Source organism: Paenibacillus sp. FSL A5-0031, assembly GCF_001956295.1.
Classification (GTDB): domain Bacteria; phylum Bacillota; class Bacilli; order Paenibacillales; family Paenibacillaceae; genus Pristimantibacillus.
Genome location: NZ_MRTD01000004.1, coordinates 187,629 through 211,723, shown reverse-complemented (window position 1 = coordinate 211,723; position 24,095 = coordinate 187,629). Strand labels below are relative to the sequence as shown.

The following is a 24,095-nucleotide window of genomic DNA, read 5'->3' as shown; positions in this document are numbered from 1 at the left end:
AAAATCATGAGAATATTGAAAAAAAGGCGTTACAGAGATTTATTTCTGTGACGCCTTTTTTTCATTTATTGGACATGCCACGGGCAATACTAGGCCCTAACCAGCTCTTTGGCATACTGCTTGCCTGCCGAAAGAAGAGTGCCGCTCAGTTCTGGATCATGAACAGACCGTGCAAGAACAAGAGTGCCGACCATTGTACTGATCAGTGCGCTGCCCGTGGTTGTGTCAATTTCCGCTAGATTGGAGATGAAAGCAATCATCCGCTCCAGTTCATGGGTGAATACCTGTCTGACCTCTTCGGAAGAACGGGAAATTTCACCAGAAAGAGCAGGAAGGATGCAGCCCATCTCTGTTTTGTCGCGGTGATACGGGCTTAAATAATAATCGATGACACTATTGATTTTAGGATGATGCTTCTCCTGATCAGCAGCATTCTGCAAAATGGCTATGGTATCGCTGATCGCATACCGGCAGGCTTCGGCGACCAGCTGTTCTTTGTTGTCAAAGTGTGAATAAAACCCTCCATGCGTAAGTCCTGCCCCCTTCATAATGAACGGAACACTTACATCGAGTATTCCCTTCGTGCGAAAAGCTTGGGCAGCACTTTCAACGATCTTATTCCGCACTTTCATCTTATGACCTTTGGGATACGGTATTGTAATCACTCCACAGCTTCATAATTGTATCTTCAAAATATTATAGTCGTCATAATATAGGGTGTCAATTGAGTGAATTCAGCAACGGTTAGCTTGGGAAGGGCTTAATACGGTTGTTGACGATTTTAAAATATGATGGTTATAATATATTATGGTCATCATATTTTAAATGGTTTCATCAGGAGGGATCAGAAAATGAGTAAGCTTGAATCCGTAGAAACGTTGGTCATTGGATCAGGTCCGGGAGGTTATGTGGCGGCGCTGCGTTCTTCACAGCTTGGAATGAAGACGGCGATTGTGGAACGCAGTCAGCTTGGAGGAGTCTGCACGCATGTTGGCTGTATTCCATCCAAAGCATTAATTGCAGAATCGCATCGCTATCATTTGCTTAAGCAGTTCAATCATGCGGATGCGGCAGCAGCATTTGAAATTGCGCAGCATTTCAAGCAGGGAATTGTGAGAAAGCAGGCAGGAGGAGTTAGCTATTTATTAAAGAATGCTGGTGTGAGCATTTTGGAGGGAGAGGCTAGTTTGGTTGATGAGCATACAGCTATTATTCAGCAAAGCGGCCGGGAGCAAACCATTTCTTTTAGAAACGCCATATTGGCAACGGGATCTCGTCCGATCGAGCTGCAAGCTTTTCCGGTTGGAGGACGTATTTTATCTTCCACAGAAGCGCTATCGCTCCCTGAAGTTCCGACCAGTTTGGTCGTTATTGGCGGAGGTTATATCGGAATCGAACTAGGCCAAATGTATGCCAAATTTGGAACAAGGGTATCGATTCTAGAAGGAGGAGAACAAGTGCTGCCGGGCTTCGAGGCAGATCTCGCGATCCCTGTGGTTCGGCAGTTGAAAGCCGATGGTATTCAAATGATGACTGGAGCGACAGCACAGAAAGTGGTGCAGCATGCTGATTCAGTTACACTGCATTATTTAAAAAATAAGGAGCAACATGAGGTTACAGCAGATTATGTGTTAGTCACTATCGGCAGAAAACCAAACACAGACGGTCTTTTAGGGCTTGCAAACATAGGCTTGCCCGTGACGAGCAGGGGACTGATTGAGACAGACGAACAGTGCAGAACGGTTATCCCGCATATTTTTGCAATTGGAGATATTACGGCTGGTCCGTCACTCGCCCACAAGGCTTCTTACGAAGCGAAAATTGCGGCAGAAGCCATTGCTGGTCATGCCTCTGAGGTTAATTATAAAGCCATTCCGCTCGTCGTTTTTTCTCATCCAGAGCTGGCCAGCGTAGGTTTAAATGAAACGGAAGCAAAAGCTAAATCCATCCCGATTGTTATAGGCAAAGCTTCTTTTGCAATCAACGGAAGAGCTTTGGCATTGAGGGAGACTGAAGGGTTTGTGAAAATTTTGGCGGACCCAGCCTCAGGAATCGTGATCGGTGCGCAAATCGTTGGCGTGGAGGCTTCAACACTCGTATCAGAACTTGGACTTGCTATTGAGATGGGAGCAACCGTGGAGGATTTGGCTTTGACCATTCACCCCCATCCGACATTGGGAGAAGTAATTATGGAAGCTGCCGAAAATGCGGTTAGAAAAATGATGAAGATAAAAAAAGAGCAGCAGATTTAACTGCAAATAGAGAATGGGAGAGATTGAGGAATGAAAATAAAAGCAGGTTTTTATATTGGGATTGCGGTTGCGCTGATCGTTGGAGGTTCGCTTCTGGTTGTTAAAGGAAAGGATGCAGTCAGTCAGGCTGAGATGAGGAAACAAGGTGTGCTTGAGGCGGAGCAAACGACCCTGTTTTATCAGAAAAGTCCAGGCTCGATTGTAGAGGTGGGTGTGGCTGCGGGTGACTGGGTAAACCGGGGTGATGTGTTGTTCAAGGTTAAATCAGCTGAAGAAGGAGAAGCAGATGTGCTTGCAGTAGATGACGGGTTGATCAGTAGAATTGCGGTTAAACCGGGGGACCAAGTAAAGCAAGGAGCGCCGATGGCGGTTTTGCAAATAAACAACTATTATACAGACCTCTACATACAGGAAAGTGAGATACAAAAGCTTAAGGTTGATCAAAGCATTGGTATTCATTTTCCATACTTGGATGATCCCGCACAGGCGACTGGTGTTGTGACTTCGATTTCAGCGGCCCCTCAATTTGCGAACTTGCGCATGTCACGTGAAAAAGGGCAGGCAGATTTAAGTATGTTTCTTGTCCGAATAGCTGTGGATTCAAATGCTGATTTGCTTCCGGGGATGACGGCGGAGGTGAGACTTGATGAAATCGCTGATTGACGAATGGAGGTACGTATCGGGCAGCAAGTATTTGCGTTTAATCTTTATTGGTCCGCTAGTTGCGGCCTTATTTTTTGGATTAATGTTCTCGCATAACCAAATTAGTGAATCGCCTGTTGTAGTCATTGATGAGGATCACAGCTCGTATTCGCGGCAGCTGATCTCGAAAATAAATGCTTCCCCCTACATGAAAGTTACAAATGTGTACGCGAGCCGCCTGAGCCCGGAAATATTGCTTGCAAATGAGCAGGCTGTAGCGGTCATCATGCTGCCTAAGCAGCTGGAGCAGCTTCAGCAGCATGGCATATCAACGAATATCGGCATTTTAATGGATAACACGATGCCCTCAGGGTTAACCGGCATTCGGACAGCGATTCAGGAAGTCATCGTAACGGAAAATATGACCCTTTCTATGTCCCGTCTGCTTCAAAAAGGGATGGACGCCGAAACCGCTAGAGGCGTTGTTTCTCCGTTGTCTCTTCAGCAGCGGATGCTGTTTAATCCAACCACAAGTTATGTCGGCTTTATGGTGCTTGGTTTTGTGAATATTGTGGTTCTCATGATTACAACAAGCGCAGCGGGCTCTATTGCGCCTCGTCTGCGTCAGGAAGGAAAGCTCTTCGCAAACGGTAAGTCGCCCTTGCAGCTTTGGATTCGCAGTGTTCCTTACGCGGTCATGACCGCCCTTTCGCTGCTCTTATGTTATGGATTACTGAAGCAGGTGGGGGGAATGCGGTTTGAAGCGGAGCCTTATCTTTTTATTATCCCATTGCTTGTTTATGCCTTTGCGTTGTCACTTATGGGGCTGTTGATCGGCTATTCTGCCAAAGATTTGTCTAAAGTCAATTTGCGAACCAGCTTCGTATTGTATCCCTCATTTCTTGCAACTGGAATTCAACTGACTCCGCTTGCCTTCCCAGAGCCCTTTCAAATTTTTGCATGGGTATTGCCAATGAACTGGCTTAACCGCCTCATACGCGGGATGGCGTTTCGGGATGGAGCGCTAACTGCCTACAGTCAGGAGCTCGGAGCACTGCTGATCATTATAGGCGGGGTGTCCTTATTCATTGGATTACTGGTACTGCGGGAAGCAGGGAAAACATATTCCAGCCGGGAACGAGTCGTGAGTGCGGACATTCTGCCGAGCAGCAGTTCGTTAAGTAGTTAAGCTTCTTACCCGTTCGAATAACGCCCTTGACTAAGATGGATACCCTATTTCAGTCAAGGGAACACGGGGGAATACGAGAGTTCAGATTCTCGACTGTTCGAAGGTTTGTTTATTCGCGTTTAATAAATAGTTTAAATACACTATTTTTCAAATAATCAAGGGAGTAAAAAACAGGTTTATCGTTATCGTCATAGTGGAGCTGCTTTAATAAAATAATTTCATTGCCGAGTACATCGATAGCATTCTGGTCGAGCAGCTTGGAGCTGTTTAACGCGCAGATTTCAGTAATGGCATAAGCAATATTAATCCCCATCTTGTTTTTCAAAAAATCAAAGATAGCCCCCGTAAATTCCCCATCGATATGCCCTGTGACCAAGCTTTGCGGGAAAATATTATAATAAAAAGCTACCTTGTTCCCATTCGCAGTTCTAGACCGCTCCAATACGACAACGGATTCATCAATTTGCAGTTGTTTTTTCCAATCGTCCTCCGGCTCACGCGAATAAATCTTGATGTCTAACTCGCTTTCGGTATAGCCCCCGTTTTTAATCATTTGCCCCACACTTTGAAGCTTGCTGAGTGGATTGATTATAAAATCAGAGCGGTTGTTAACGTAAGTACCGACCCCGTTCTTGCTTATAAGAATCCTTTCCCGCTGAAGCATCTTGAGCGCTTCCCGAAGAGTAGGACGACTCACTTCATATTTCTTTGCTAGCTCAGGCTCGGAAGGAAGTCTATCCCCGGGCTGCAGTTCACCCTCGTTAATGCTTCTTTCAATTTCCTCTTTGACTTTGAGGTAAAGCAGTTTCTTCTCCAAATTGCGCTTTTCCTCTCTCGATAAGTTGATTATAACTTTCTTCAGATCTATGCTGTCTGACAACATAATTGTAGCATATTTTTGTTTTTTTGATCAACTATACAGCTTATATAGCACTAATCATCTATACAATTATTTAACATTGGATGGATTGACACTACGAAGATATTTTCCCTATAATTTGAGATGTCAGACAGCATGAGCTTGCATGAAACGAAGAATGGAGGGGTTCTCGAATGAGGCTGCAATGATTCTGTGCTGCTGCTCTGGGCTGCAGAATTTTTAGCTCGTAAGCTTATACCGATCTTCAATTGAAATTCATTTCATTTACCGGAGGGGAAGTTCGTATATGAAGAAAACCATTTTAAGTCTTGTGACTGCATGTGCATTGGTCATTCCTTTCTTCAGCGGAGCTGCTGTAACGCATGCAGCAAGTCATTCGGAATTAGCCGCTCACTGGGCGCCTCAGATTTATCAAGATGTGAATGCTGATCTAGACGTTAGAGCCGATTTTATAACTAATTTCAATTATGATGGCGACTTTATTGCGCGTAATAATTGGGAAAATCTTAACAACTTTAATCAAAATGCTTATGTCTACTATAAGGTATCAGAAACGCTCACTCATTATTTCATCGAGTACGATCTCTTCCACGCTAGGGACGATGCTTATACGAGACCTCTTGATGCGCATGAGAATGACCTCGAAGGTTTGTTCTTAGTCATCAGAAAAGATGGATCTACATATGGATCTTTTCAGCTAATGGAGACTATGGGCCATAATCAGTGGTATGACTATACGAATGATCCTAACATTACTTCAGGCTCAGACGATGTCGATGGCGGGGTTCTATTCAATGGAAGCCATCCTAAAGTATTCAGCCAGGCGAATGGCCAAAGCCCTAGCGGAGGACATGGCGTCAAAGCCTATGACGGATCAAGCGCTCCAGGCGGAGATGGGATTGTTTACAATTATACGGGTACAGCCGAGTTTCCAACCAATACTTCCGGAAGCTACACTAACCAATACGGCTACGATTTAATGGAATGGGGCGATCTTTGGAGCAAAAGAACCGATCCTAACATTTTTTCCTCATTCGGTACATTTGCAGGCGATAATCATACGTCCAACTCAGCAAAAGCGCCTTGGGGCTGGGATGATAGTGACGATGGCCCTGCCCTTCAGGGGATGAACTGGTCAGATCCGGCTCATCAAGTAGACGTGCATCTGAATGGTCTTGGTCAATTCTCGCATACGTATGTCTCTAATCCGTATTATTCTCATAAGATTACCTTACTTAATATGCAGAGTCTAGAGGATCGTGATCCCTTTGGCGGAAAAAGCGATATCTTTATTAAAGCTTACGTAAATGGCCAAGGTCAGACGGACGCTAGGTTCTGGAAAAAAAATGATGCACCGAAATTCCAAAATTTCAACATCGCTTTTGGCGCAAATGATGCGGAATTTGGACCTAACTTCTCGGAGAGCTACAACACCGTTTATGTTGCCAAACCATCCAATACGAATGTAGAAATCCATGCTTATGATTCAGACGGAACCTCTGGTGACGATGACATGGGATATGTATCAGCAGTCGTTGCTCCTGGAAATACGGTGACATGGAACAATGCTGTAACAAGTAATGGACAAGCCATCATATCAGCGATTGTGTCAGCGAAGTAATTGAAGGATAGAGAATGGGCATAGCCCTATAAAAAATAGGAGGATGGAAATGTTTAAGAAACCAACAGCTAAATTATGGGGTACGGCAGTACTGGCAGCTTTTATGGCAACAAGCCTTTTATCGGGATGCGGAGCAAATAATAATAATCAAGAATCTGCAAATAAAGCAACCAATGCACCAACGAATGCACCGGTAGTGGAAACGGAAAAACCAGCACCAGCATCGAAGAAATTGGTTGTATATGCTGCGCTGAATGAGGATGACATTGTCCAAATTCAGAAGAAATTCAAAGAGGATACAGGCATTGAGCTGGACTATTTGCGTGTAGGTAATGCTGGAGAGACCAGTACGCGAATTCAAGCGGAGAAGGATGCGCCGCAAGCAGATATTTTTGTAGGAGGTTCGGTTGAATTTCATCAGACACTTGCTGATCAAGGGCTGCTTGAGGCCTACACTTCTCCAAATGCCAAAGAGATTGAAGAGCGCTTCAACGATCCGAAAGGCTTCTGGCAGGGATGGTATATGGGTGTTCTAGGTATTGTTCTAAATACGGAAAGATTCAAAAAAGAGCTGGAGCCGAAAGGGATTAAAGAACCGGCTACGTGGGACGACTTGCTTGATCCTGCTTATAAAGGTCAATTTGTAACATCGAACCCTGCGACAGCGGGCGGCGGCTACATCTTTGTTGCAGATCAATTATTCCGCTTGGGTGAAGAACAAGGTTGGGATTATCTCTCTAAGCTAAATAAAAACGTTCATCACTATACAAAAGCTGCAGGAGACGGAATCAACCTTACAGCAACAGGCGAATTCATTGCCGGAATGTCTTGGGCGCATGATATCGTCAAATCCGCTAAATCAGGTTACCCGATTAAAGTTATCGTTCCAGAGCAAACCGCATTTGAAATTGGCGGTGTAAGTATTGTAAAAGGCGGAGCGGATCTAGAAAATGCGAAGATATTTGTAGATTGGCTGTTAACGAAGCCAGTTGGAGAAATGAATACTCAGCTTTCCAACCGCTACTCTGTAAGAAAAGATGTAGCCGCTCCAGAAGGCATGATCAAGATTGAAGATGTGAAGCTTGTTGATTATGACAGAACCAAGGCTTCCGAAATGAAAGCAGACGTTGTAGCGAAATTTACGGAAATGATCGACAAGAAATAATTAACAGATAAACGAATGCACTCCGCCTGCGGCCATGCGTTAGCAAGCGGAGTGTATACACGTTTAACCGAAAGGTGTGAAAGGTTTTGTTTTCAACTACTGTCAAAGACACCTGGGCGGAATTGAAAAGGTTAAAAAATGATCCTGTTTTAGCGGCAGCTATTATTGTGATCATGCTTATTACAAGTTATTTTGTTGTGTGGCCAATCCTTAAAGTAATCAGCTTCTCTCAACTAGGGGATTATTTGAAGTTATTTACATATCCCAGATGGTATCATGCGGCATTGAACAGCTTGTTCATGATGGTGATTTCCAGCATCTCATGTATGGTCGTCGCATTCATATTTGCCTATACGATGACAAGATTGAACGTTCCATTTAAGGGACTGTTCCGATTTATAACGATCCTGCCAATTGTTTCACCACCGTTTATTGTGGCGTTATCGTATATCCTGCTCTTTGGCAGACAAGGGATGATTACGAAATATGTGCTGCATGTAAATTTTGATATCTATGGCTGGCACGGCTTATGGCTGGTTCAGACCATTACTTTTTTTCCATACGCTTATGCCGTCATATATGGCGTTATGAAGTCAACCTCAACGAATTTGGAGTATGCGGCTTACAATCTTGGAGCAACGCATTGGCAAGTATTTAAGAACATACTGCTGCCTCTTTGCAGACCGGGTATAGCGGGCGGGGTGCTAATTGCAGCGATGAGTGTTTTAGCTGACTTTGGCAACCCCATCGTTATAGGCGGAAACTTTAATGTACTGCCGACAGAGGCTTATATGCAGATGTCAGGTATGTTTGATTTGAAATCGGCTTCTGTGCTGTCAACAGCTATTCTGCTTCCTGCACTTGGTTTATTTGTATGGAATAGAGTCTGGGTTGGCAAAAAATCATACGTTACTGTCACAGGCAAAGAAACATCGCTTGAGCATTTCCCTCTGCCTCCTGCTGTGAAATGGACATTGTTTGGCTTCTGCATGTTCGTTACAGTCTTTATCCTTGCGGTATATGGCGTTTTGGTATACGGCGCTTTTACTAAAACTTGGGGGTATGATTGGTCGTTCACTCTCGAGAATTTGACTTATGTTGCTGCAAAGGGCCGTGAGATGGTTAACAGTATCAAGTTTGCGGCGATTGCGTCGCTGGCTTCAGGCATTCTGGCTTTGCCGCTCGCTTTTATCGTGCAAAGAAAACGAGTAGGTATTAATCGGTTGCTTGATTTCTTAGCTATATTGCCAGGGGCTGTTCCGGGCGTATTTCTAGGGCTGGGCTTTGCAATGGCTTTTAATGGACAGCCGCTTCATCTTGCAGGGACTTCTCTTATCATGGTTCTAGCACTCATGGTATGGAATTTGCCAACCTGCTATAGTGCGTGTCTTGCTGGACTGCAGCAGATCAGCGGAGCGCTGGAGGAGGCATCGCTTAATCTGGGGGCAAGTAACATAACGACCTTCAGGAAGGTGCTTCTTCCGTTATTGAGAGGAGCGTTTATCTCAGGCATTGTCGTATCTTTCCTGCGGTCCGTCACCTGCCTCAGCGTCATCATTTTTATTTACTCAGCAAAAACTTCCGTAGGTACAGTGTCGATTCTCGGGCTTGTACAAAATGGGGAATGGGGAAGCGCATCAGCCTTTACTATCGTACTCATCTCTATTGCTTTTATTGTACTGGCAGCCGCTCAGCTGTTTCTAAAGAAACAAGGCAGATCGATAGAACTTTAAGTGGAGGATAACATGAAGACAGAGGAACAGATGATTCAAATTACGAATATGTCGAAAAGATTTGGAGACTTCGAGGCGATCAGTCACGTTTCCCTCGATATTCCGGCGGGCAGCTTTACTACGCTGCTCGGGCCAAGCGGCTGCGGCAAAACGACGCTGATGCGGCTGATTGCAGGATTTTATGAACCGGATGCCGGTGACATATATATTCAAGGCAAAAAAGCGAACGGGCTTCCGGCATTCAAGCGCAATACGCCGCTAGTCTTTCAGGAATATGCGCTCTTCCCGCATATGACCGTCTATGAAAATATTGCATACGGCTTAAAGCTCATGAAGCTTCCTCGGCAAGAAGCGAGGGAGAAAGTGGATGCGATGCTGAATATGTTTGGGCTTCAAGGGATGCAGGATCGTCTTCCTAGAGCGCTTAGCGGCGGACAGCAGCAGCGAGTTGCCTTTGCAAGAGCACTTATTATGGGACAGAAGATATTATTGATGGATGAACCGCTTAGCAACCTGGATGCCAAAATGAGAGTTGAAGTAAGAAATGAGCTTAGAGAGCTGCAGCAGCGCCTCGGAATTACAGCTATCTTCGTGACACATGATCAGGATGAGGCTTTGGCCATCTCTGATCGGATTGCTGTGTTCAACAAAGGGCGTATCGAGCAAGTCGGGACGCCTTGGGACATTTATTTTAAACCAAATAATAAGTTTGTAGCTGATTTTGTAGGGACAGCTAATTTCATAGAGGGTGAAGTAGCAGCGATAGAAGGAGACGATTTGATCATAAAATGCGGTGTCTCTGTGCTAAAGGTGAATCGTGGCGAATATCCGTTTCGGTCCGGCGACAGAGTAACCTTGGTCATTCGACCGGAATGCATTTCAATAGGCGAAGCGACAAATGGAGAAGAGAACGTTTGGAGCGGGAGCATTCAAAGAAGCAGCTTTCAAGGACGGATGATTCGTTATTGGATCGATGGCTCGCCGCTGCAGTGGATTGTGGATGATTCGAGCCCAAGTGTGCGCGGGTATCTGCAGGGCACCGTGCATTTGTCTGTAGATAAGCAAAAAATTCATCTGCTGCCTATGGAAAGGTGAAACAACGAAACTAACCATAAAGGTGTTGAGATATGATGAGCGCTAAAGTTCAGTTTCTGAATGTAGGCTGGGGAGATGCTCACCTCATCGAGCTCCCTTCAGGAAAAGTTTGTTTAATTGATGGGGGAGACGGTGTATCCTCGCCTGTTCAAGACCATCCCTTATCTTGGATGAACCGTAACAGCGTTGAACAATTGGACTGGATGATTTTAACGCATATCCACGAGGATCATGTTAATGGGCTTTTGGACATCGCCCGAGTGAAATCAGTAACCAAAGCTATTCTCCCCTATGAACCGTTCATCCTTCCGCCAGAGCAGCTGGTTCAAGAACGAGGGGACGATTTTACAAAAAGAGTATTCGCTATGCTGGCCTCTTATTTGGAGCTGGTTCACGTATTAAGCGAGCAAGGGACTGAAATGATATGGCGGAGCGCCTATGGATCTAGCGAGGACAGTATCGTTTGGTCAGAGGAAGGCGTTGTCTTCACTCAGTTGTACCCATGGCATAGCGATCCTCTGCCGGCTTTTGATGTTTTATTTGAAGCGGGCACGAACTCAGCATGCTACGAGGATGATTATATTCTTGAGAATACCGCCAAATTTTTTGAGCTGTCCAATCATGATAGTTCTGTTTATCGGCTTAGCTTCATGGAGGAGCCGGATTCGACTGTTCTTTTTGGCGGTGATTTATTGGAGCCGGGATGGAAACGTTTAGCACAGCGAATAGACATTAGAAGCTCAATCTTAAAGGTCTCTCATCATGGGCTGCAGGATGGTTTTAATGCGCGCATATTATCTTGGATACAACCGAAGCATTGCATTATACCCATTAGCATCATACGATCTTCGGCTTTTCTGAATGAATGGGAGGAGCTTCGTTCCAATACAGACGCATCTTTCTATTTGACGGGCAGCCTAGCCCCTGGTGAGAAACTCGAAATCGAAAATGGGAGTTTAAAGGTTCAAATCGGATTTTAACTATGGATTCATAAACTTATTATTAATCTAGTTGTGATAGGAGTAGTGCAGTAATGAACGAACAGCTAGAAATGGAAGATACGATAATGCGGGATGCGGTCCGATATGTGAAAGAAGCAGGTGCATTGATTTTGGAGCTCATGAAGCAGCCTCTTCAAATTCATGAAAAGAAAAATCAATCCGACCTTGTCACGATAGTAGATATGCAAAGCGAAGAGCTGCTTCGCAATCGAATCATGAATGATTATCCGAGCCACTGGATTTTGTCGGAAGAAACCGATGGCTGCAGGGAAGACTCTCATCATTTAATGCTGCAGCCGCCTTTAGGATACGGGTGGATTATTGACCCCATCGACGGGACAACAAACTTTATTCATAAAATGGCCCATTTTGCGATTTCGGTTGGCATCATAAAGGATGGAATACCGATAGGTGGAGTCGTTTATAATCCGGTAACGGATGAGCTTTATTTCGGCCGGAAACATGGCGGTGCGTTTCTGAACGGCATTCCGATTCAAGTCGGTCAGGAGCAAGAGTTAGGTCAAGCTCTGCTCGGCACGGGATTCCCAGCCAAGGAATGGAAAGCCAATTCAAGCGTAGTGGAGCAAATAGCAAAAATAACAGGTGCAGCTAGAGATGTGCGTATTATTGGCTCCGCTAGCCTTGATTTATGTTTAGTGGCATCGGGGAGATTGACTGGATTTTGGCATGATGGGCTTTATCCTTGGGACGTCGCCGCTGGCTTGATTATTATTCAAGAAGCGGGTGGGAAGATATCAAACCGTGCCGGAAATGAGTTTAAATTGAGCGATGATACGCTAGTTGCCTCCAATTCGTACATTCACCATTCTTTGTTAGCTGTTTTGAAGTGAGAGAGGAATTTAGCCTATTACTTTCGTTTAAATAAGGGAAGCGGTGTAGACAACCGCTTCCTTTTTGTTTATCTTTCATATAGGTTTGATTTAAGAAAGGGGTTCTATTGCACTCATGTGGCTTACTTATTCAGTGTTTGCAGCCTTATGTTTTGGCTTGCGAGGCATTCTGTACCATTGGACGAGTCAGAAGCCGCTTAACCGTAACTTGTTGCTATGCGGTGCGTTTACTATGGGAGCGCTCGTAAATGGTATTTGCGCGTTAGTGTTCTCATCGAACTGGACGCTCGCGGCGTTGATAGGCATTCAAATGGGCTTGTTTTCATTCGGTGCGAATGCCAGCATGTTCAAGGGTTTTGCAGTCGGCAAGGCTTCACTTGTAGCGATACTAACGGCATTGCCTTCAGTCGTTGTTGTGATCGTTGCGTTTGGACTTTGGGGAGAAAAACTCCATGCGATGCAATTCATTGCATTTGTCGTAATTGTTGGCGGAGTGCTTCTCGTTCGGCTGTCGAATGACATCTCGCTGCGCAATTTGCAAGGAGCACAGTGGGGGCTGCTGGCCATGCTGTTGTTTGCAGCAAATGATTTGTCAGGCAAATGGTCAACAATTATGGAAGCAGATTTGTTTCCTACCATGTTTTTTATGTTTGTGACGGGCGCATCGTGTTTTGGTATATGGTGGCTGCGAGACTTGCAAGCGGAGAGAGCTAGAAGAGCGTTGTCGCTGCAGGGTGCGGTCGCTGCCCGGGGTGAAGTGCGTGTGTCACAGCATTCTTCCAGCGTTAGTTTAACCGCTAAGCCACCGGCTTGGAGCGGCAAAAAAACGTTTCTTATTGGTTTGGCCGTCGGCACAACTAACGCTGTCGGCATGATGCTTATTGTAACCGCATTTGATCTTGGCAAAGCGGGGCTAGTATCAGCTGTCACGGCTCTAAACGTTCTGATTGTGCTGCTCTATACACGATTCGTTGTGCAAGAGAAGTTCACGAAGATAGAGATTACCGGCATTTCACTTGCCTTCGCGGGTATCTTGCTGATGCGATTATTCGGATCGTAAGAAATAATGAATAGAAGAAGCTTTGCATGGGCTAAGAAGTTAAGCCTGTGCAGAGCTTTTTTAGTGGATGATATTGACAATTTAGGTTGGTTCATTTAAATTAATGTTTAACCAATGTTAAATGAATTTTATGTATTATTTAAATAACATTAAACGAATACTTAACGAAGTATGGAGGCGTTAATTATTTTAGACTGGGAAATAGCAGCCAAAAGATTGCATTTTTCTTATCATGAGCCTATTGAATTTTTAGTCACGATGAAATTTGTTGCGCAATTCGAGCATATGAAGGCTTTTGCGCGCGAGATTCATTTTATACTGGATGACGAAATGATTCGTATGGCAGAGACTGCGAATGCGAGCATGAGCAATTATGTGAAAGCAGAGATAGCTGCCTTGTTTGGTGACAACATGTTTAAAGAGCGACTTGACTATGTCATGGTTGTGCTGTTTGTAGAGGAACGAGACAAGCTGAATAGTTCTGAAGATTTTCTGGCGTTTTACCGTGGCAAGCCTGCAAGCGAGCTCGTCTTCCATCTGACAGCTGCGAAATATAATGACGAGAACATGGAATGGACGAAGGGGAGAGACTGGGGAGACATCTCAAAGGATGCGGGCTTGCTTTACGAGCTCGTTGCGGGATGTGAGCTGCCTGATCAAGCGGAGCATGCGGCACTGCTGGAACATATTCGATTTTCTGAGGAATACAAACAGCGGACTCTGTTTATAATGGAGCAGTTTCATCGTTACGCCTATATGCCTATGCGAGATCGCTTGAAGGAGCTTGGCGAAGCTGGAGCTGTGAAATATCGTGCCTTATTTGATGAACAGCCAGAGCGCGCGATCCGTGATATTACGAAGATGGATGTTGATCTGGTCGATAAAGAGACAGCCGTTCATGTTAGTTATTTTTCGCAGGTGCGTGTTGGCATTCATCGCGATGACCGGGAAGGACATTCCCATTTGGTGGTGATTGGAATCAACAATGACGCTTTTGCATGGCGTAACGAGGATCAAGAGACGATTGAGCGTTTCTTGAAGGTTATTGCCGATAGGCGAAGGCTGGAATTGATTGAGCTGCTCCGCCATAAAAATTACTATGGCAATGAGCTTGCTCAGGAAATGGGCTTAACGCCTGCTGCTATAAGCTATCATACGAATATGTTGTTTGATCTTAATCTCATTCAGCTGATTCGGGTAGATAATCGCATCTATTATGAGCTCGACAAAGAAAAAATCGCTTATTACTGGGAGCAAACAAGGCGCAAGCTGCTGCCGTAATCCATAAGGGAGTGAATGAGATTGGGTGAGTATGTATACGAGCTAAAGGGAGTTAGTCAGGTATATAAGAAAGGCAAAACGATGGTCACAGCCAATGATGATATCTCGCTTACGATTAGAGAGGGAGAGATACTCGGCGTGCTCGGCCCGAATGGGGCGGGCAAGTCGACGCTCATTAAACAAATGGTCGGTCAATTGAAACCTACCAAAGGGCAGGTTTTGTTTTGCGGCGAGGATGTGATGAAGAATACTCGTCACGTATCCGGCATGGTGGCTTATTACGCGCAGGAGCCGCATGTGCTGTCAGCGCTGAAAGTGCATGAGGCTCTGTCTTTTACGGGCAGGCTAAGAGGGATGCCAGCATCAGAGGCAGAAAAGCAGGCGAAGGAATTATTGGAGCAATTTGATATGGCGGATGTAAGAAACAAGCTGCTGAAGCAGCTGTCCGGGGGACAGAAACGATTGATTGGTATTGGCACAGTGTTAATTGGCCGTTCACCTGTGCTTATCTTTGATGAACCTACCAATGAGCTTGATCCGAAAAAAAGGCGGCTCGTTTGGAATTTAATCCAGGAGCGCAACCGCGAAGGCGCGACGATTATTTTGGTCACGCATAATGTGCTGGAGGCTGAGCAGGTTGTAGACAGAGCGGCTGTCATCAATCATGGCAGGCTGCTGGCGATTGATCATGTAGCAACGTTAAAGCAGAAGGTTGATCAGCGCTTGAAATTTGAGCTTACGACAGAGAATGGGCGTCGTGCCGAAGCGGCTGCTGCCCTTCATCATTACGGGATCGTGCAGGAGAGCGGAGAGAATCGTTTGCTGCTGCTAGTTGAGAAGAATGTTGCCGGCAGAGTGCTAGAGTATATTATCGACCATACAGAGCTGCCGATTTTGGAATATGCCGTAGTGCCTCCAAGCTTAGAGGATGTTTATTTCCATATTGATGATTTGGCGATGAAGGAGGTATCCGCATCATGAATGGAACACCACTTGGCTTGCGACACATGCAGTCCATACAACTATCTGGACCGAAGCGATTATGGACGGAGCTGGAAATTTTATTCCGCATTCAATTCGCGCTTATACGTGACAGCTGGGTAATCGTTGTGCTGCTGGCAACGATGTTTCCGCTCACGACGATTTTATTTATGCGTTTCTTTATCGCTGACCCTGCCCCGGAGATGATGGTTCAAATCATTGCGGGCAATATGATATTTAGCGTCATTATTATGGGCTTAAACAGTATGGGGCAAGAAATATCGATGCAAAAGCATCAAGGACATTTTACATTTTATTCGTCGCTTCCAATCCGGAAAATAAACTTCGTAGCCGCTAATTTGCTGCGCGGGCTTATGAGCACGATTCCGTCCTTCGTATTGCTGGGTGTCATTGGTTATTTTGTTTATGGCGTAGACCTTCATCTATCATGGGGTTTGCCAGTCGTTATGCTGCTGTCGCTGACGAGTGTGGTAGGACTTGGCGTATGCATCGGCTTCTGGTCGCCGAATCAGCAGTTGACCAGCATGCTAGCTCAGCTGCTTATGATGGTTGTAACCTTCCTATCACCTGTCATGGTAGAGCTCAATCAGCTGCCTAAAGCGCTGCAGGTCGTCTCGTATATTTTCCCTACAACTTATGCAGCCGACGCCATGCGCGTAGTTTTGCTTCAAGGCTGGACACAAGGGGTCATGCTGGATTGCCTCATGATGCTTCTCTACACAGCTATGACACTGGTCATCGTTAATCGACTGGTCAGCTGGCGAGTTTAATATGTAGAAAAGGCTGCCCTGCACAGGTTGTGAAAACCTTGCGGAGGAAGCCTTTTTACTTCATCCATTATTCATTCCTCTTATAATGCGAGGGTGTCATGCCTGTTAGCTTCTTGAACATACGGTGAAAATGCGGAAGGCTTTCAAAGCCGCATTGCTCGGCTATTTCGGCAATATTGGCATCGCTCTCCATCAAAAGCTCTTTCGCGCGGATGATTCGTTTGGTCGTGACATATTCCGTAACGTTCATGCTGGTTAGTTTTTTGAAAACACGCGAAAAATGAGCGGGCGTAACCGATGCGCGTTTGGCAAGCTGTGACAACCCTAGAGGGCTGCTCGGATGCTCATCGATATAGGTTAATACAGCGGTCATCCAGCTTGGAGCGGTTGAGGAAACCGTTTGGCCTTCTTCAGAGGGAGCGAGGATGCGCCCGAGGAACAGCAATATTTGTTGGAGATGAAGAAGGATAGCTAGGCGATTGCCTGGCAGCTTGTCCATTTCCTCTAAATGTATCCGATCGATTAAATCGACTAATTGTTGTTTCTCTTCAGCAGATGCCTTCGACAGCTTGTACGCCTTATGGCGCTTGGCTTGCTCGAAGCAGCGCAAATAGGAGAAAGAATCGCCAAGTCGCGGACTGTGCACGAGTGAAGCGTTAAAGAAAAGCGCAGTTGATGTTTTCGGGTCATTCGAATCTGGAAAGGAGCGATGGATCGTGTTTCCGGGAATGAGAAAGATGTCGCCGGGAACAGCATCATAAAACGTCTGATCGATAAAGAACGTACCTTTGCCGCTATAAATATAAACGAGTTCATACCAATCGTGTATATGATCAGGCAATTCGTTTTGCGCGCTCTTGGTGTCACGATATACGCATTCAAACGGAAACGGTGTATGGGCATCGAACCTTTTACGATAGGGATTCATAGCTTTCCCTCACTCTCCTGTATGAATAGATAACGTCCACTTCTCTTCGATAAGTTGTTTATTAGACAACATTTCAGTATGACTCTCCTTTAAAACAAATCCATTTTTAGCATAGATTCGTCTTGCTGTTACGAGCTCACTGTTGGTCCAGAGGATGATGGTTTTGAAAGCTAACCCCTTACAGAAATCAATCGCCGTTTGTACCAGCTGCTGCCCATAACCAGCTCCTCTTACGTCAGGCTCAATGAGAAACAAACCGAGCTGAGCGGTATCCTCATTTACTTTATGAATACTAATCGAACCACGCTGCTTTCCTTCGCTTTCCAAAATCCAAATGTTCTCATTAGGATCTGACCTCTCGATAAAACCATGTACACGATCAGCAATAAACGCTCGGAAAGAAAGATCGTATTGGAACTCCTTATTGTAAAGATTGTAGTGGGAGTTAATGATGTAATCTACATCTTCAAATTTAAACGGACGGATCATCCGATCACCTTTTTCATTCTATTTTAAGTTTCAAAAAGCGCTAGTCCTCCTAGTATCAGCCTGATTGTAACAAATATCAAAAAAGAGTACAAATATGCATGAATTGATTATTTCAGCTATCAATATTGTTTTTTATAATGAAGAGGAAGCTACTTTGTTAGAAAAGAGGCTGATGAGATGAGAATAGATGCGCATCAACATTATTGGAAGATTGATCGAGGGGATTACGGCTGGATCACACCAGATATTCCGGTGCTTTACCGCGATTTTTTGCCGCAGCATTTGGAGCCTCTTCTAAATAAACATAAGCTGGACGGTACGATTGTTGTGCAGGCGGCAGCGACGCTTGCAGAAACGGATTATTTGCTGACATTAAGCGAGTCGTCCGATACGATATTAGGCGTTGTCGCATGGCTGGATCTTGCCGATCCGGATTATCGCAATCATTACGAGCGTTTTGCGCAGCATCCGAAATGTGTAGGCTTCCGTGTCATGATTCAAGAGATGCCCGATGCGAATGCGATTTTGGCACCAAGCTATTTGGAAGCGTTCACATATTTTGCAGACAAAGGAATACCGATAGATTTGTTAGTTGTGTCGCATCAGCTTACTCCTCTAGTTGAACTGCTGGATAAAGTGCCAGGCCTTCATGCGGTCATTGACCATATCGCGAAGCCTAGAATAAAAGCTGGGGAGCTTGAGCCTTGGAAAAGCCAGATTAGCCAAATGGCCGCTCATCCTAATCTATTTTGCAAGCTCTCGGGAATGGTCACAGAAGCGGATCATGATAACTGGCAACCAGCTGATTTCTTGCCCTACATCGAGCATGCGCTCGAAGCATTTGGTTACAAGCGGGTCATGTTTGGCAGTGATTGGCCGGTCAGTTTGCTTGCGGCAAGCTACGACGAGGTTGTGTCCGTGCTGGAGCAGGCGCTGCCGCAGACATGGACGGAATTAGAGCGAGAGCGGTTGTTTGGACGAAACGCAAAGGAGTTTTATCGAATATGAATACTTTAAACGAGCAGCAATTAAATGAAGATCAGAAACAGCGATATATGGAAATGAAGCAAGCTAAGATTACGGTACTGCAAATTGGCGAAGGCAATTTTTTGCGCGGCTTTTTTGACTGGATGATTCAAGCTTGCAAGAATCAAGGCTTATACGAGGGAAGCATTGCGGTGACGCAGCCGCGTCCCGGAGGCAAACCAAAGATTGATGCGCTGGCAGAACAGGACGGTCTATATACGCTTGTTGTTCGCGGTTTGGAGAATGGTGCCAGCGTGGAGCGTACAGAGATTGTTTCTGTGTTTAGCAAAGTATTTGATCCGTATTCCAATTGGGATGAATATCTCGTTTTGGCCGAAAGCCCCGACTTGCAGGTTGTCGTATCCAACACGACGGAAGCGGGACTTGTTTATCGACCGGAGGAGCTCATCGAGGGACAACCGATTCAGTCGTTTCCCGGCAAGCTGACACAGCTGCTTTACCGTAGGTTTAATTATTTTAAAGGCGATCCGAAGCGCGGCTTAGTATGCTTGCCTTGCGAGCTGCTGGAACGTAATGGCGATGAGCTTCGCAGCTGTATTTTGCGCTATAGCGATGATTGGGGATATTCCGAAGAATTCAAACATTGGGTTACTCAGCATAACCGTTTTCTGAACTCATTAGTCGATCGCATTGTTACGGGTTATCCCGATGCAGCGCAGGCCGAAGCTTGGTTTGGTGAATGGGGCTACTCCGATTCCATGCTGAGCACAGCAGAGCCGTATCATTTATGGGCGATTGAGACAGGACCGGAGCTTGATGAGCTGCTCCCACTGCGCAAGGTGGGTCTGAATGTACATTATGTCGAGGATTTGAAGCCTTTCCAGCTGAGGAAGGTACGAATTTTGAATGGTGCACACACGTTAATGACGCCGCTTGGCTTGCTGCATGATATGGAGCAGGTGCGGGAAGCGATGGAGGATACAGTGCTTGGTCCTCTGGTGAGAGCAACAGTAGAGACAGAAATTATTCCGTCACTTGCCATTTCTGAAGAGGAGTTGCACGCCTATGCACAGGATGTTTATGAACGTTTTCTTAATCCGTTCATTCGTCATCGACTTGCGGATATTGCGATGAACAGCTTAAGTAAATTTAAAGTGCGTCTGCTTCCATCCCTGCTTCATTATGCGGAAGATGGTAATATGCTGCCAACTGGGCTTATACAAGGTTTTGCTGGTTTGTTGCGGTATTACAAAGTAATGCTTGGTGAGACGGGTTACGAAGGGAAAACGTTAAGCGGATTGTCGTACGTGGTGCGGGATGATGCTGGCTTGCTTGCCATCATTGCGTCTGTATGGTCGGAAGCGAAAGAGCAGAAATGGCCGCTGGAGCAGACCATATCTAGACTGCTGCATTTGGAAAACGTGTGGGGATGTGATTTGGCGGCACTATGGCCAGAACTAGCAGCTGCGGTAAGCACGAGCATAGAGGAAATGGAGCGAGTAGCGAATGAATAGCTGGATTCGATTGCATGAGGATGATCATGTCGTTATTGCGCTGCAGTCATTTGCAAAAGGGGATAAGCTGACGCTTGAATCGGGGCTAGTTCTTGAGCTGCAAGATGAGGTGCCGAAGGGTCATAAGGTGCTGACGCGAGCTGTCCGCAAAGGGGAGCATGTGCTCAAGTTTGGTTACTCGATTGGAGTTGCGAAGGAAGATATTGAGCCAGGCAGCTGGATTCATACCCATAACATGGGGACGGGCTTAAAAGGATTTCTCGATTATTCGTATGAGCAGACTCCGTCGCCAGCAGAAGTGAAAGCAGTATTGCGTGATGCTGATCGTACCTTTCGAGGCTTTATTCGCGAGAATGGCGATGTCGGTATACGAAACGAAATTTGGATTATTAACACGGTCGGCTGCATTAATAAAACCTGTGAGATTGTAGCAAGAAAAGCACATGCGCTTTATGAAGGACGTGTGGATGGGGTGTACCATTTTGCACATCCGTTCGGCTGCTCGCAGCTTGGCGATGATCTTGTGCATACACAGAAGCTGCTTGCCTCACTCGTAAACCATCCGAACGCAGCGGGCGTACTCGTTATCGGCTTAGGCTGTGAGAACAATCAGATTGATGCGTTTAAGCGGGCAATTGGCGAACATAGCGCGGAACGAGTAAAGTTTCTCAAGTCGCAAGAGGCAGAGGATGAGATCGAGGACGCGCTGGGATTGGTAGAAGAGCTCGTAAGTTATGCAGAGCGATTCAAGCGCGAGCCGGTTTCCGTATCGAAGCTGAAGCTTGGCCTGAAATGCGGCGGCTCGGATGGTTTGTCCGGCATAACGGCGAATCCGCTCGTAGGGGCGGTATCGGATCGTTTGATCGAAGCGGGCGGCACAGCTATATTGACCGAGGTGCCTGAGATGTTTGGCGCAGAGACGATATTGATGAGCCGCGCAGCAAATGAGCAGGTTTTTCACAAAATTGTTCATTTAATAAACGATTTCAAGCAATATTTTATAAAGCATGACCAAGAAATTTATGAGAATCCATCGCCCGGAAATAAGGCAGGGGGCATCAGTACGTTAGAGGAAAAATCACTCGGCTGCACTCAAAAGGGCGGACACGCTATTGTAAGGGATGTTGTGCCTTATGGGGAGCGCATTACGAGCAGCGGTCTCAATTTATTAGAAGCGCCTGGCAATGATCTGGTATCGGTTACGGCGTTATCAGCCGGAGGAGCACATATCGTGCTGTTCACGACAGGACGGGGAACGCCGTTTGGCGGGCCGGTTCCAACGGTGAAGATTGCGACGAATAGTGAGCTTGCTGCCCGCAAGAAAAACTGGATCGATTTTAACGCAGGTGAGCTGCTTGAGAGCAAAAGCATGGAGACGCTGACCGACGAGCTGTGGGAGCAATTAATCAGCTTAGCTTCAGGCGAAGTGCAAACACACAATGAGCGGAACGGGTTTAAGGAAATCGCGATTTTTAAAGACGGCGTTATTTTGTAAAAGCGGCGGCGAACGGTGATAAACGGCAATAACAGATTGATTCTCAAAATCGGAGTGGATATAAATGAAATATCGTAAACTTGGCAAGACAGGACTCGAGGTGTCAGCTCTCAGCTTTGGCGCATCCTCGCTAGGTTCTGTATTTCGAGAGACGGACGAAGCAGAAAGCATTCGTACCGTGCATACTGCGGTGGATATGGGCATTAATCTGATCGACGTTTCGCCGTATTATGGCTTAACGAAAGCGGAGACGGTGCTTGGCAAGGCGATAACTGAGATTGCGAGAGATCGGTTTATTCTGACAACGAAGGCTGGAAGGTATGGTGCGGACGAGTTCGACTTCTCGGAGCAGCGTATCATCCGCAGCGTGGATGAAAGCCTCACTAGGCTGCAGACGGATTATATCGATATATTGTTTTTGCATGATATTGAATTTGTTCCCTTCGAGCAAGTTGCAGAGGGTGCGTTCTTAGCACTCGATAAGCTGAAACAACAGGGGAAAATCCGATACTCGGGTGTATCTGGGCTTCCGCTTGCTGTATTTGAGAAATCGCTCGCGTATACCGAGCTCGATGCTGTACTTTCCTATTGCCATTATTCTTTAAATGATACCGCTTTGCTGGAGCTATTGCCGCTTCTGGAGCAAAAGCAGGTTGGGCTTGTTAGTGCATCGCCGCTTTCGATGGGCTTGCTTGGCAATCGCGCAGTTGCGAGCTGGCATCCTGCTGGTGAACAGATACGTGCTTTATGTGCGAAAGCCGCCGAGTATTGTGCTGCTAAGGGCGAGGATATCGCCAAGCTGGCTGTACAATTCGCCACGGCGAATGAACGAATCCCAACCACACTGGTGAGTACAGCTAATCCGGCTAATATCCGTAAAAATATAGAATGGACGGACGAGCCGATTAATGAACAGCTGCTGCGAGAGGTTCTTGCTATATTGGAGCCGATTCATAACCTTAGCTGGAAAAGTGGAAGAGAAGAATACAATACGAGAATCGACGCTTAAGGGAGAGGTGCAGGATGAGAGCAATCATATGTGAACAAGTCGATCAGCTTAGGCTGGTTGAGCAAGAGGAGCCTGTCCTGCAGCCGGGGACTGCAGTCGTTCGTATTCGGAGAATAGGAATTTGCGGAACCGACCTGCATGCCTATAAAGGAAATCAACCTTTCTTCTCTTATCCGCGCGTGCTGGGTCATGAGCTGGCTGGCATCGTTGAGCAGGTGGATGATCAGCAAGGCAAGATTAAAGCGGGCGATCAGGTAAGCATTATTCCATATATGCACTGCGGGACATGTATTGCATGCCGCAATGGGAAAACGAATTGCTGCACGGACATGAAGGTGCTAGGCGTGCATATTGATGGCGGCATGCGCGAGCTAGTTGTCGTACCGACCACACATTTGCTCGTGACGAACGACCTGACGCTTGATCAATCAGCCGTACTTGAGCCGCTGAGCATTGGCGCACATGCCGTTCGCCGCGCGGAGCTTCGAGCTGGCGAAACGGTGCTCGTTTTTGGCTCTGGACCGATTGGTCTTGGTGTTATGGCTTTTGCCAAACATCGCGGTGCGCGGGTGATTGCAATGGATATTCAGGAGGAACGCCTAGCCTTTTGCAAGCAATGGGCGAAGGCGGATGAGACGGTTAATGCTCGGGAAGGCGCTGCGGCGAAAATTTCAGAATTAACGGATGGCGATTTTCCAACCGTTGTATTCGATGCAACCGGCAGCGCAAGATCGATGAGCGATGCATTTAGTTTTGTCGCACACGGAGGCAAGCTTGTATATGTTGGCCTCGTCAAAGCGGAGCTCTCCTTCAACGATCCTGAGTTTCACAAGCGGGAGATGACGTTAATGGGAAGCCGAAATGCGACTATTGAGGACTTCTCAGCAGTTCAAGAAGCTGTGCGAAGCGGCAGCATTGATGTGGCTAGTTTCATTACGCATCGTGTGCCGTTTGCGGAAATGATCAACCACTTCGATAGCTGGCTGAAGCCAGAATCAAAGGTTATTAAAGCGATTGTGGAATTATAGCCAAGATATCGCAACTATTATAGAAAGTCCGGTCAACAGGCGCTGGTGCCTTGAGCCGGGCTTTTTACGTGTTTATGTGCAGTGGTGATGCTGCTTGGTAATG

21 protein-coding genes and 1 pseudogene are annotated in these 24,095 nt (G+C 46.2%); 18 read left to right on the top strand and 4 right to left on the bottom strand.

Features of this window, described 5'->3' with window-relative positions; translation table 11 throughout:
* Window positions 1–89: 89 nt before the first annotated feature.
* Complete coding sequence (locus tag BK120_RS09310; RefSeq protein ID WP_076267410.1) at window positions 90–656, bottom strand: TetR/AcrR family transcriptional regulator; 567 nt, start codon at window positions 654–656, stop codon at window positions 90–92.
* A gap of 195 nt (window positions 657–851) precedes the next feature.
* On the opposite strand from BK120_RS09310, the gene lpdA reads away from it, so the two are divergent.
* The 3 genes from lpdA to BK120_RS09295 are packed head-to-tail and all read left to right on the top strand — an operon-like array spanning window position 852 to window position 4,083.
* Entirely contained in the window at window positions 852–2,252 is a 1,401-nt protein-coding gene (lpdA, locus tag BK120_RS09305; RefSeq protein WP_076267215.1) for a dihydrolipoyl dehydrogenase, read from the top strand.
* A gap of 30 nt (window positions 2,253–2,282) precedes the next feature.
* The gene (locus BK120_RS09300; RefSeq protein ID WP_076267214.1) at window positions 2,283–2,915 is read left to right on the top strand and encodes a biotin/lipoyl-containing protein; all 633 of its coding nucleotides are present in this window, start codon (window positions 2,283–2,285) and stop codon (window positions 2,913–2,915) included.
* The gene (locus tag BK120_RS09295) at window positions 2,899–4,083 is read left to right on the top strand and encodes an ABC transporter permease (RefSeq protein ID WP_076267213.1); all 1,185 of its coding nucleotides are present in this window, start codon (window positions 2,899–2,901) and stop codon (window positions 4,081–4,083) included. Before BK120_RS09300 ends, BK120_RS09295 begins: the two co-directional genes overlap by 17 nt.
* A gap of 109 nt (window positions 4,084–4,192) precedes the next feature.
* Here BK120_RS09295 and BK120_RS09290 read toward each other — a convergent pair whose 3' ends face one another.
* Window positions 4,193–4,900 carry a GntR family transcriptional regulator gene (locus BK120_RS09290; RefSeq protein ID WP_179089771.1) on the bottom strand — a complete coding sequence of 236 codons (708 nt, stop codon included), beginning with the start codon at window positions 4,898–4,900 and terminating at the stop codon, window positions 4,193–4,195.
* A gap of 349 nt (window positions 4,901–5,249) precedes the next feature.
* On the opposite strand from BK120_RS09290, the gene BK120_RS09285 reads away from it, so the two are divergent.
* The 10 genes and pseudogenes from BK120_RS09285 to BK120_RS09240 all read left to right on the top strand — a co-directional run bounded on the left by BK120_RS09285 (window position 5,250) and on the right by BK120_RS09240 (window position 16,542).
* Window positions 5,250–6,584: a hypothetical protein gene (locus BK120_RS09285; RefSeq protein ID WP_076267212.1), complete on the top strand. Its 1,335-nt coding sequence runs from the start codon at window positions 5,250–5,252 to the stop codon at window positions 6,582–6,584.
* A 49-nt stretch (window positions 6,585–6,633) separates the two neighbouring features.
* Window positions 6,634–7,749, top strand: a complete 1,116-nt coding sequence (locus BK120_RS09280; protein WP_076267211.1) for an ABC transporter substrate-binding protein — start codon at window positions 6,634–6,636, stop codon at window positions 7,747–7,749.
* Between the two features lie 86 nt (window positions 7,750–7,835).
* Window positions 7,836–9,482: an ABC transporter permease gene (locus BK120_RS09275; RefSeq protein ID WP_083681799.1), complete on the top strand. Its 1,647-nt coding sequence runs from the start codon at window positions 7,836–7,838 to the stop codon at window positions 9,480–9,482.
* A gap of 12 nt (window positions 9,483–9,494) precedes the next feature.
* Complete coding sequence (locus BK120_RS09270) at window positions 9,495–10,577, top strand: ABC transporter ATP-binding protein (protein WP_076267210.1); 1,083 nt, start codon at window positions 9,495–9,497, stop codon at window positions 10,575–10,577.
* Window positions 10,578–10,609: 32 nt separating this feature from the next.
* The gene (locus BK120_RS09265; RefSeq protein WP_083681797.1) at window positions 10,610–11,557 is read left to right on the top strand and encodes a ComEC/Rec2 family competence protein; all 948 of its coding nucleotides are present in this window, start codon (window positions 10,610–10,612) and stop codon (window positions 11,555–11,557) included.
* Window positions 11,558–11,610: 53 nt separating this feature from the next.
* On the top strand, window positions 11,611–12,429 hold the full coding sequence (locus BK120_RS09260; protein ID WP_083681795.1) for an inositol monophosphatase family protein: 819 nt from the start codon (window positions 11,611–11,613) through the stop codon (window positions 12,427–12,429).
* A 115-nt stretch (window positions 12,430–12,544) separates the two neighbouring features.
* A complete protein-coding gene (locus BK120_RS09255; protein ID WP_076267208.1) occupies window positions 12,545–13,489 on the top strand; it encodes an EamA family transporter in 945 nt (314 codons plus the stop codon).
* Between the two features lie 216 nt (window positions 13,490–13,705).
* The gene (locus BK120_RS09250) at window positions 13,706–14,770 is read left to right on the top strand and encodes an ArsR/SmtB family transcription factor (protein ID WP_179089770.1); all 1,065 of its coding nucleotides are present in this window, start codon (window positions 13,706–13,708) and stop codon (window positions 14,768–14,770) included.
* A 105-nt stretch (window positions 14,771–14,875) separates the two neighbouring features.
* Window positions 14,876–15,751, top strand: a pseudogene (locus BK120_RS09245) (ABC transporter ATP-binding protein); the annotation flags it as partial.
* Window positions 15,748–16,542: an ABC transporter permease gene (locus BK120_RS09240; protein WP_083681793.1), complete on the top strand. Its 795-nt coding sequence runs from the start codon at window positions 15,748–15,750 to the stop codon at window positions 16,540–16,542. The pseudogene BK120_RS09245 and the gene BK120_RS09240, both read left to right, overlap by 4 nt.
* A 67-nt stretch (window positions 16,543–16,609) precedes the next feature.
* Here the strand turns inward: BK120_RS09240 and BK120_RS09235 are convergent, their stop codons facing one another.
* Window positions 16,610–17,470: an AraC family transcriptional regulator gene (locus BK120_RS09235; RefSeq protein WP_076267205.1), complete on the bottom strand. Its 861-nt coding sequence runs from the start codon at window positions 17,468–17,470 to the stop codon at window positions 16,610–16,612.
* A gap of 9 nt (window positions 17,471–17,479) precedes the next feature.
* Window positions 17,480–17,959, bottom strand: coding sequence for a GNAT family N-acetyltransferase (locus tag BK120_RS09230; protein WP_076267204.1), 480 nt, complete (start codon window positions 17,957–17,959; stop codon window positions 17,480–17,482).
* Window positions 17,960–18,136: 177 nt separating this feature from the next.
* Here BK120_RS09230 and BK120_RS09225 point away from each other — a divergent pair, with 177 nt between their 5' ends.
* From BK120_RS09225 to BK120_RS09205, 5 genes are all read left to right on the top strand, one after another.
* On the top strand, window positions 18,137–18,967 hold the full coding sequence (locus tag BK120_RS09225; protein WP_076267203.1) for an amidohydrolase family protein: 831 nt from the start codon (window positions 18,137–18,139) through the stop codon (window positions 18,965–18,967).
* Window positions 18,964–20,460 (top strand): tagaturonate reductase, encoded by a 1,497-nt coding sequence (locus tag BK120_RS09220; protein ID WP_076267202.1) that lies wholly within the window; start codon window positions 18,964–18,966, stop codon window positions 20,458–20,460. Before BK120_RS09225 ends, BK120_RS09220 begins: the two co-directional genes overlap by 4 nt.
* Window positions 20,453–21,955 (top strand): UxaA family hydrolase, encoded by a 1,503-nt coding sequence (locus BK120_RS09215; protein ID WP_076267201.1) that lies wholly within the window; start codon window positions 20,453–20,455, stop codon window positions 21,953–21,955. The genes BK120_RS09220 and BK120_RS09215 overlap by 8 nt, the downstream gene beginning before the upstream one ends.
* A 64-nt stretch (window positions 21,956–22,019) precedes the next feature.
* Window positions 22,020–22,964, top strand: a complete 945-nt coding sequence (locus tag BK120_RS09210; protein ID WP_076267200.1) for an aldo/keto reductase — start codon at window positions 22,020–22,022, stop codon at window positions 22,962–22,964.
* Window positions 22,965–22,978: 14 nt separating this feature from the next.
* Window positions 22,979–23,992, top strand: coding sequence for a zinc-binding alcohol dehydrogenase family protein (locus tag BK120_RS09205; protein WP_076267199.1), 1,014 nt, complete (start codon window positions 22,979–22,981; stop codon window positions 23,990–23,992).
* The last annotated feature ends 103 nt before the right edge of the window (window positions 23,993–24,095 follow it).

Coding starts and splice junctions, on each gene's coding strand:
- lpdA (WP_076267215.1), top strand. CDS start 852: ATGAGTAAGCTTGAATCCGTAGAAACGTTGGTCATTGGATCAGGTCCG.
- BK120_RS09300 (WP_076267214.1), top strand. CDS start 2,283: ATGAAAATAAAAGCAGGTTTTTATATTGGGATTGCGGTTGCGCTGATC.
- BK120_RS09295 (WP_076267213.1), top strand. CDS start 2,899: ATGAAATCGCTGATTGACGAATGGAGGTACGTATCGGGCAGCAAGTAT.
- BK120_RS09285 (WP_076267212.1), top strand. CDS start 5,250: ATGAAGAAAACCATTTTAAGTCTTGTGACTGCATGTGCATTGGTCATT.
- BK120_RS09280 (WP_076267211.1), top strand. CDS start 6,634: ATGTTTAAGAAACCAACAGCTAAATTATGGGGTACGGCAGTACTGGCA.
- BK120_RS09270 (WP_076267210.1), top strand. CDS start 9,495: ATGAAGACAGAGGAACAGATGATTCAAATTACGAATATGTCGAAAAGA.
- BK120_RS09265 (WP_083681797.1), top strand. CDS start 10,610: ATGATGAGCGCTAAAGTTCAGTTTCTGAATGTAGGCTGGGGAGATGCT.
- BK120_RS09260 (WP_083681795.1), top strand. CDS start 11,611: ATGAACGAACAGCTAGAAATGGAAGATACGATAATGCGGGATGCGGTC.
- BK120_RS09255 (WP_076267208.1), top strand. CDS start 12,545: ATGTGGCTTACTTATTCAGTGTTTGCAGCCTTATGTTTTGGCTTGCGA.
- BK120_RS09240 (WP_083681793.1), top strand. CDS start 15,748: ATGAATGGAACACCACTTGGCTTGCGACACATGCAGTCCATACAACTA.
- BK120_RS09235 (WP_076267205.1), bottom strand. CDS start 17,470: ATGAATCCCTATCGTAAAAGGTTCGATGCCCATACACCGTTTCCGTTT.
- BK120_RS09230 (WP_076267204.1), bottom strand. CDS start 17,959: ATGATCCGTCCGTTTAAATTTGAAGATGTAGATTACATCATTAACTCC.
- BK120_RS09225 (WP_076267203.1), top strand. CDS start 18,137: ATGAGAATAGATGCGCATCAACATTATTGGAAGATTGATCGAGGGGAT.
- BK120_RS09220 (WP_076267202.1), top strand. CDS start 18,964: ATGAATACTTTAAACGAGCAGCAATTAAATGAAGATCAGAAACAGCGA.
- BK120_RS09215 (WP_076267201.1), top strand. CDS start 20,453: ATGAATAGCTGGATTCGATTGCATGAGGATGATCATGTCGTTATTGCG.
- BK120_RS09210 (WP_076267200.1), top strand. CDS start 22,020: ATGAAATATCGTAAACTTGGCAAGACAGGACTCGAGGTGTCAGCTCTC.
- BK120_RS09205 (WP_076267199.1), top strand. CDS start 22,979: ATGAGAGCAATCATATGTGAACAAGTCGATCAGCTTAGGCTGGTTGAG.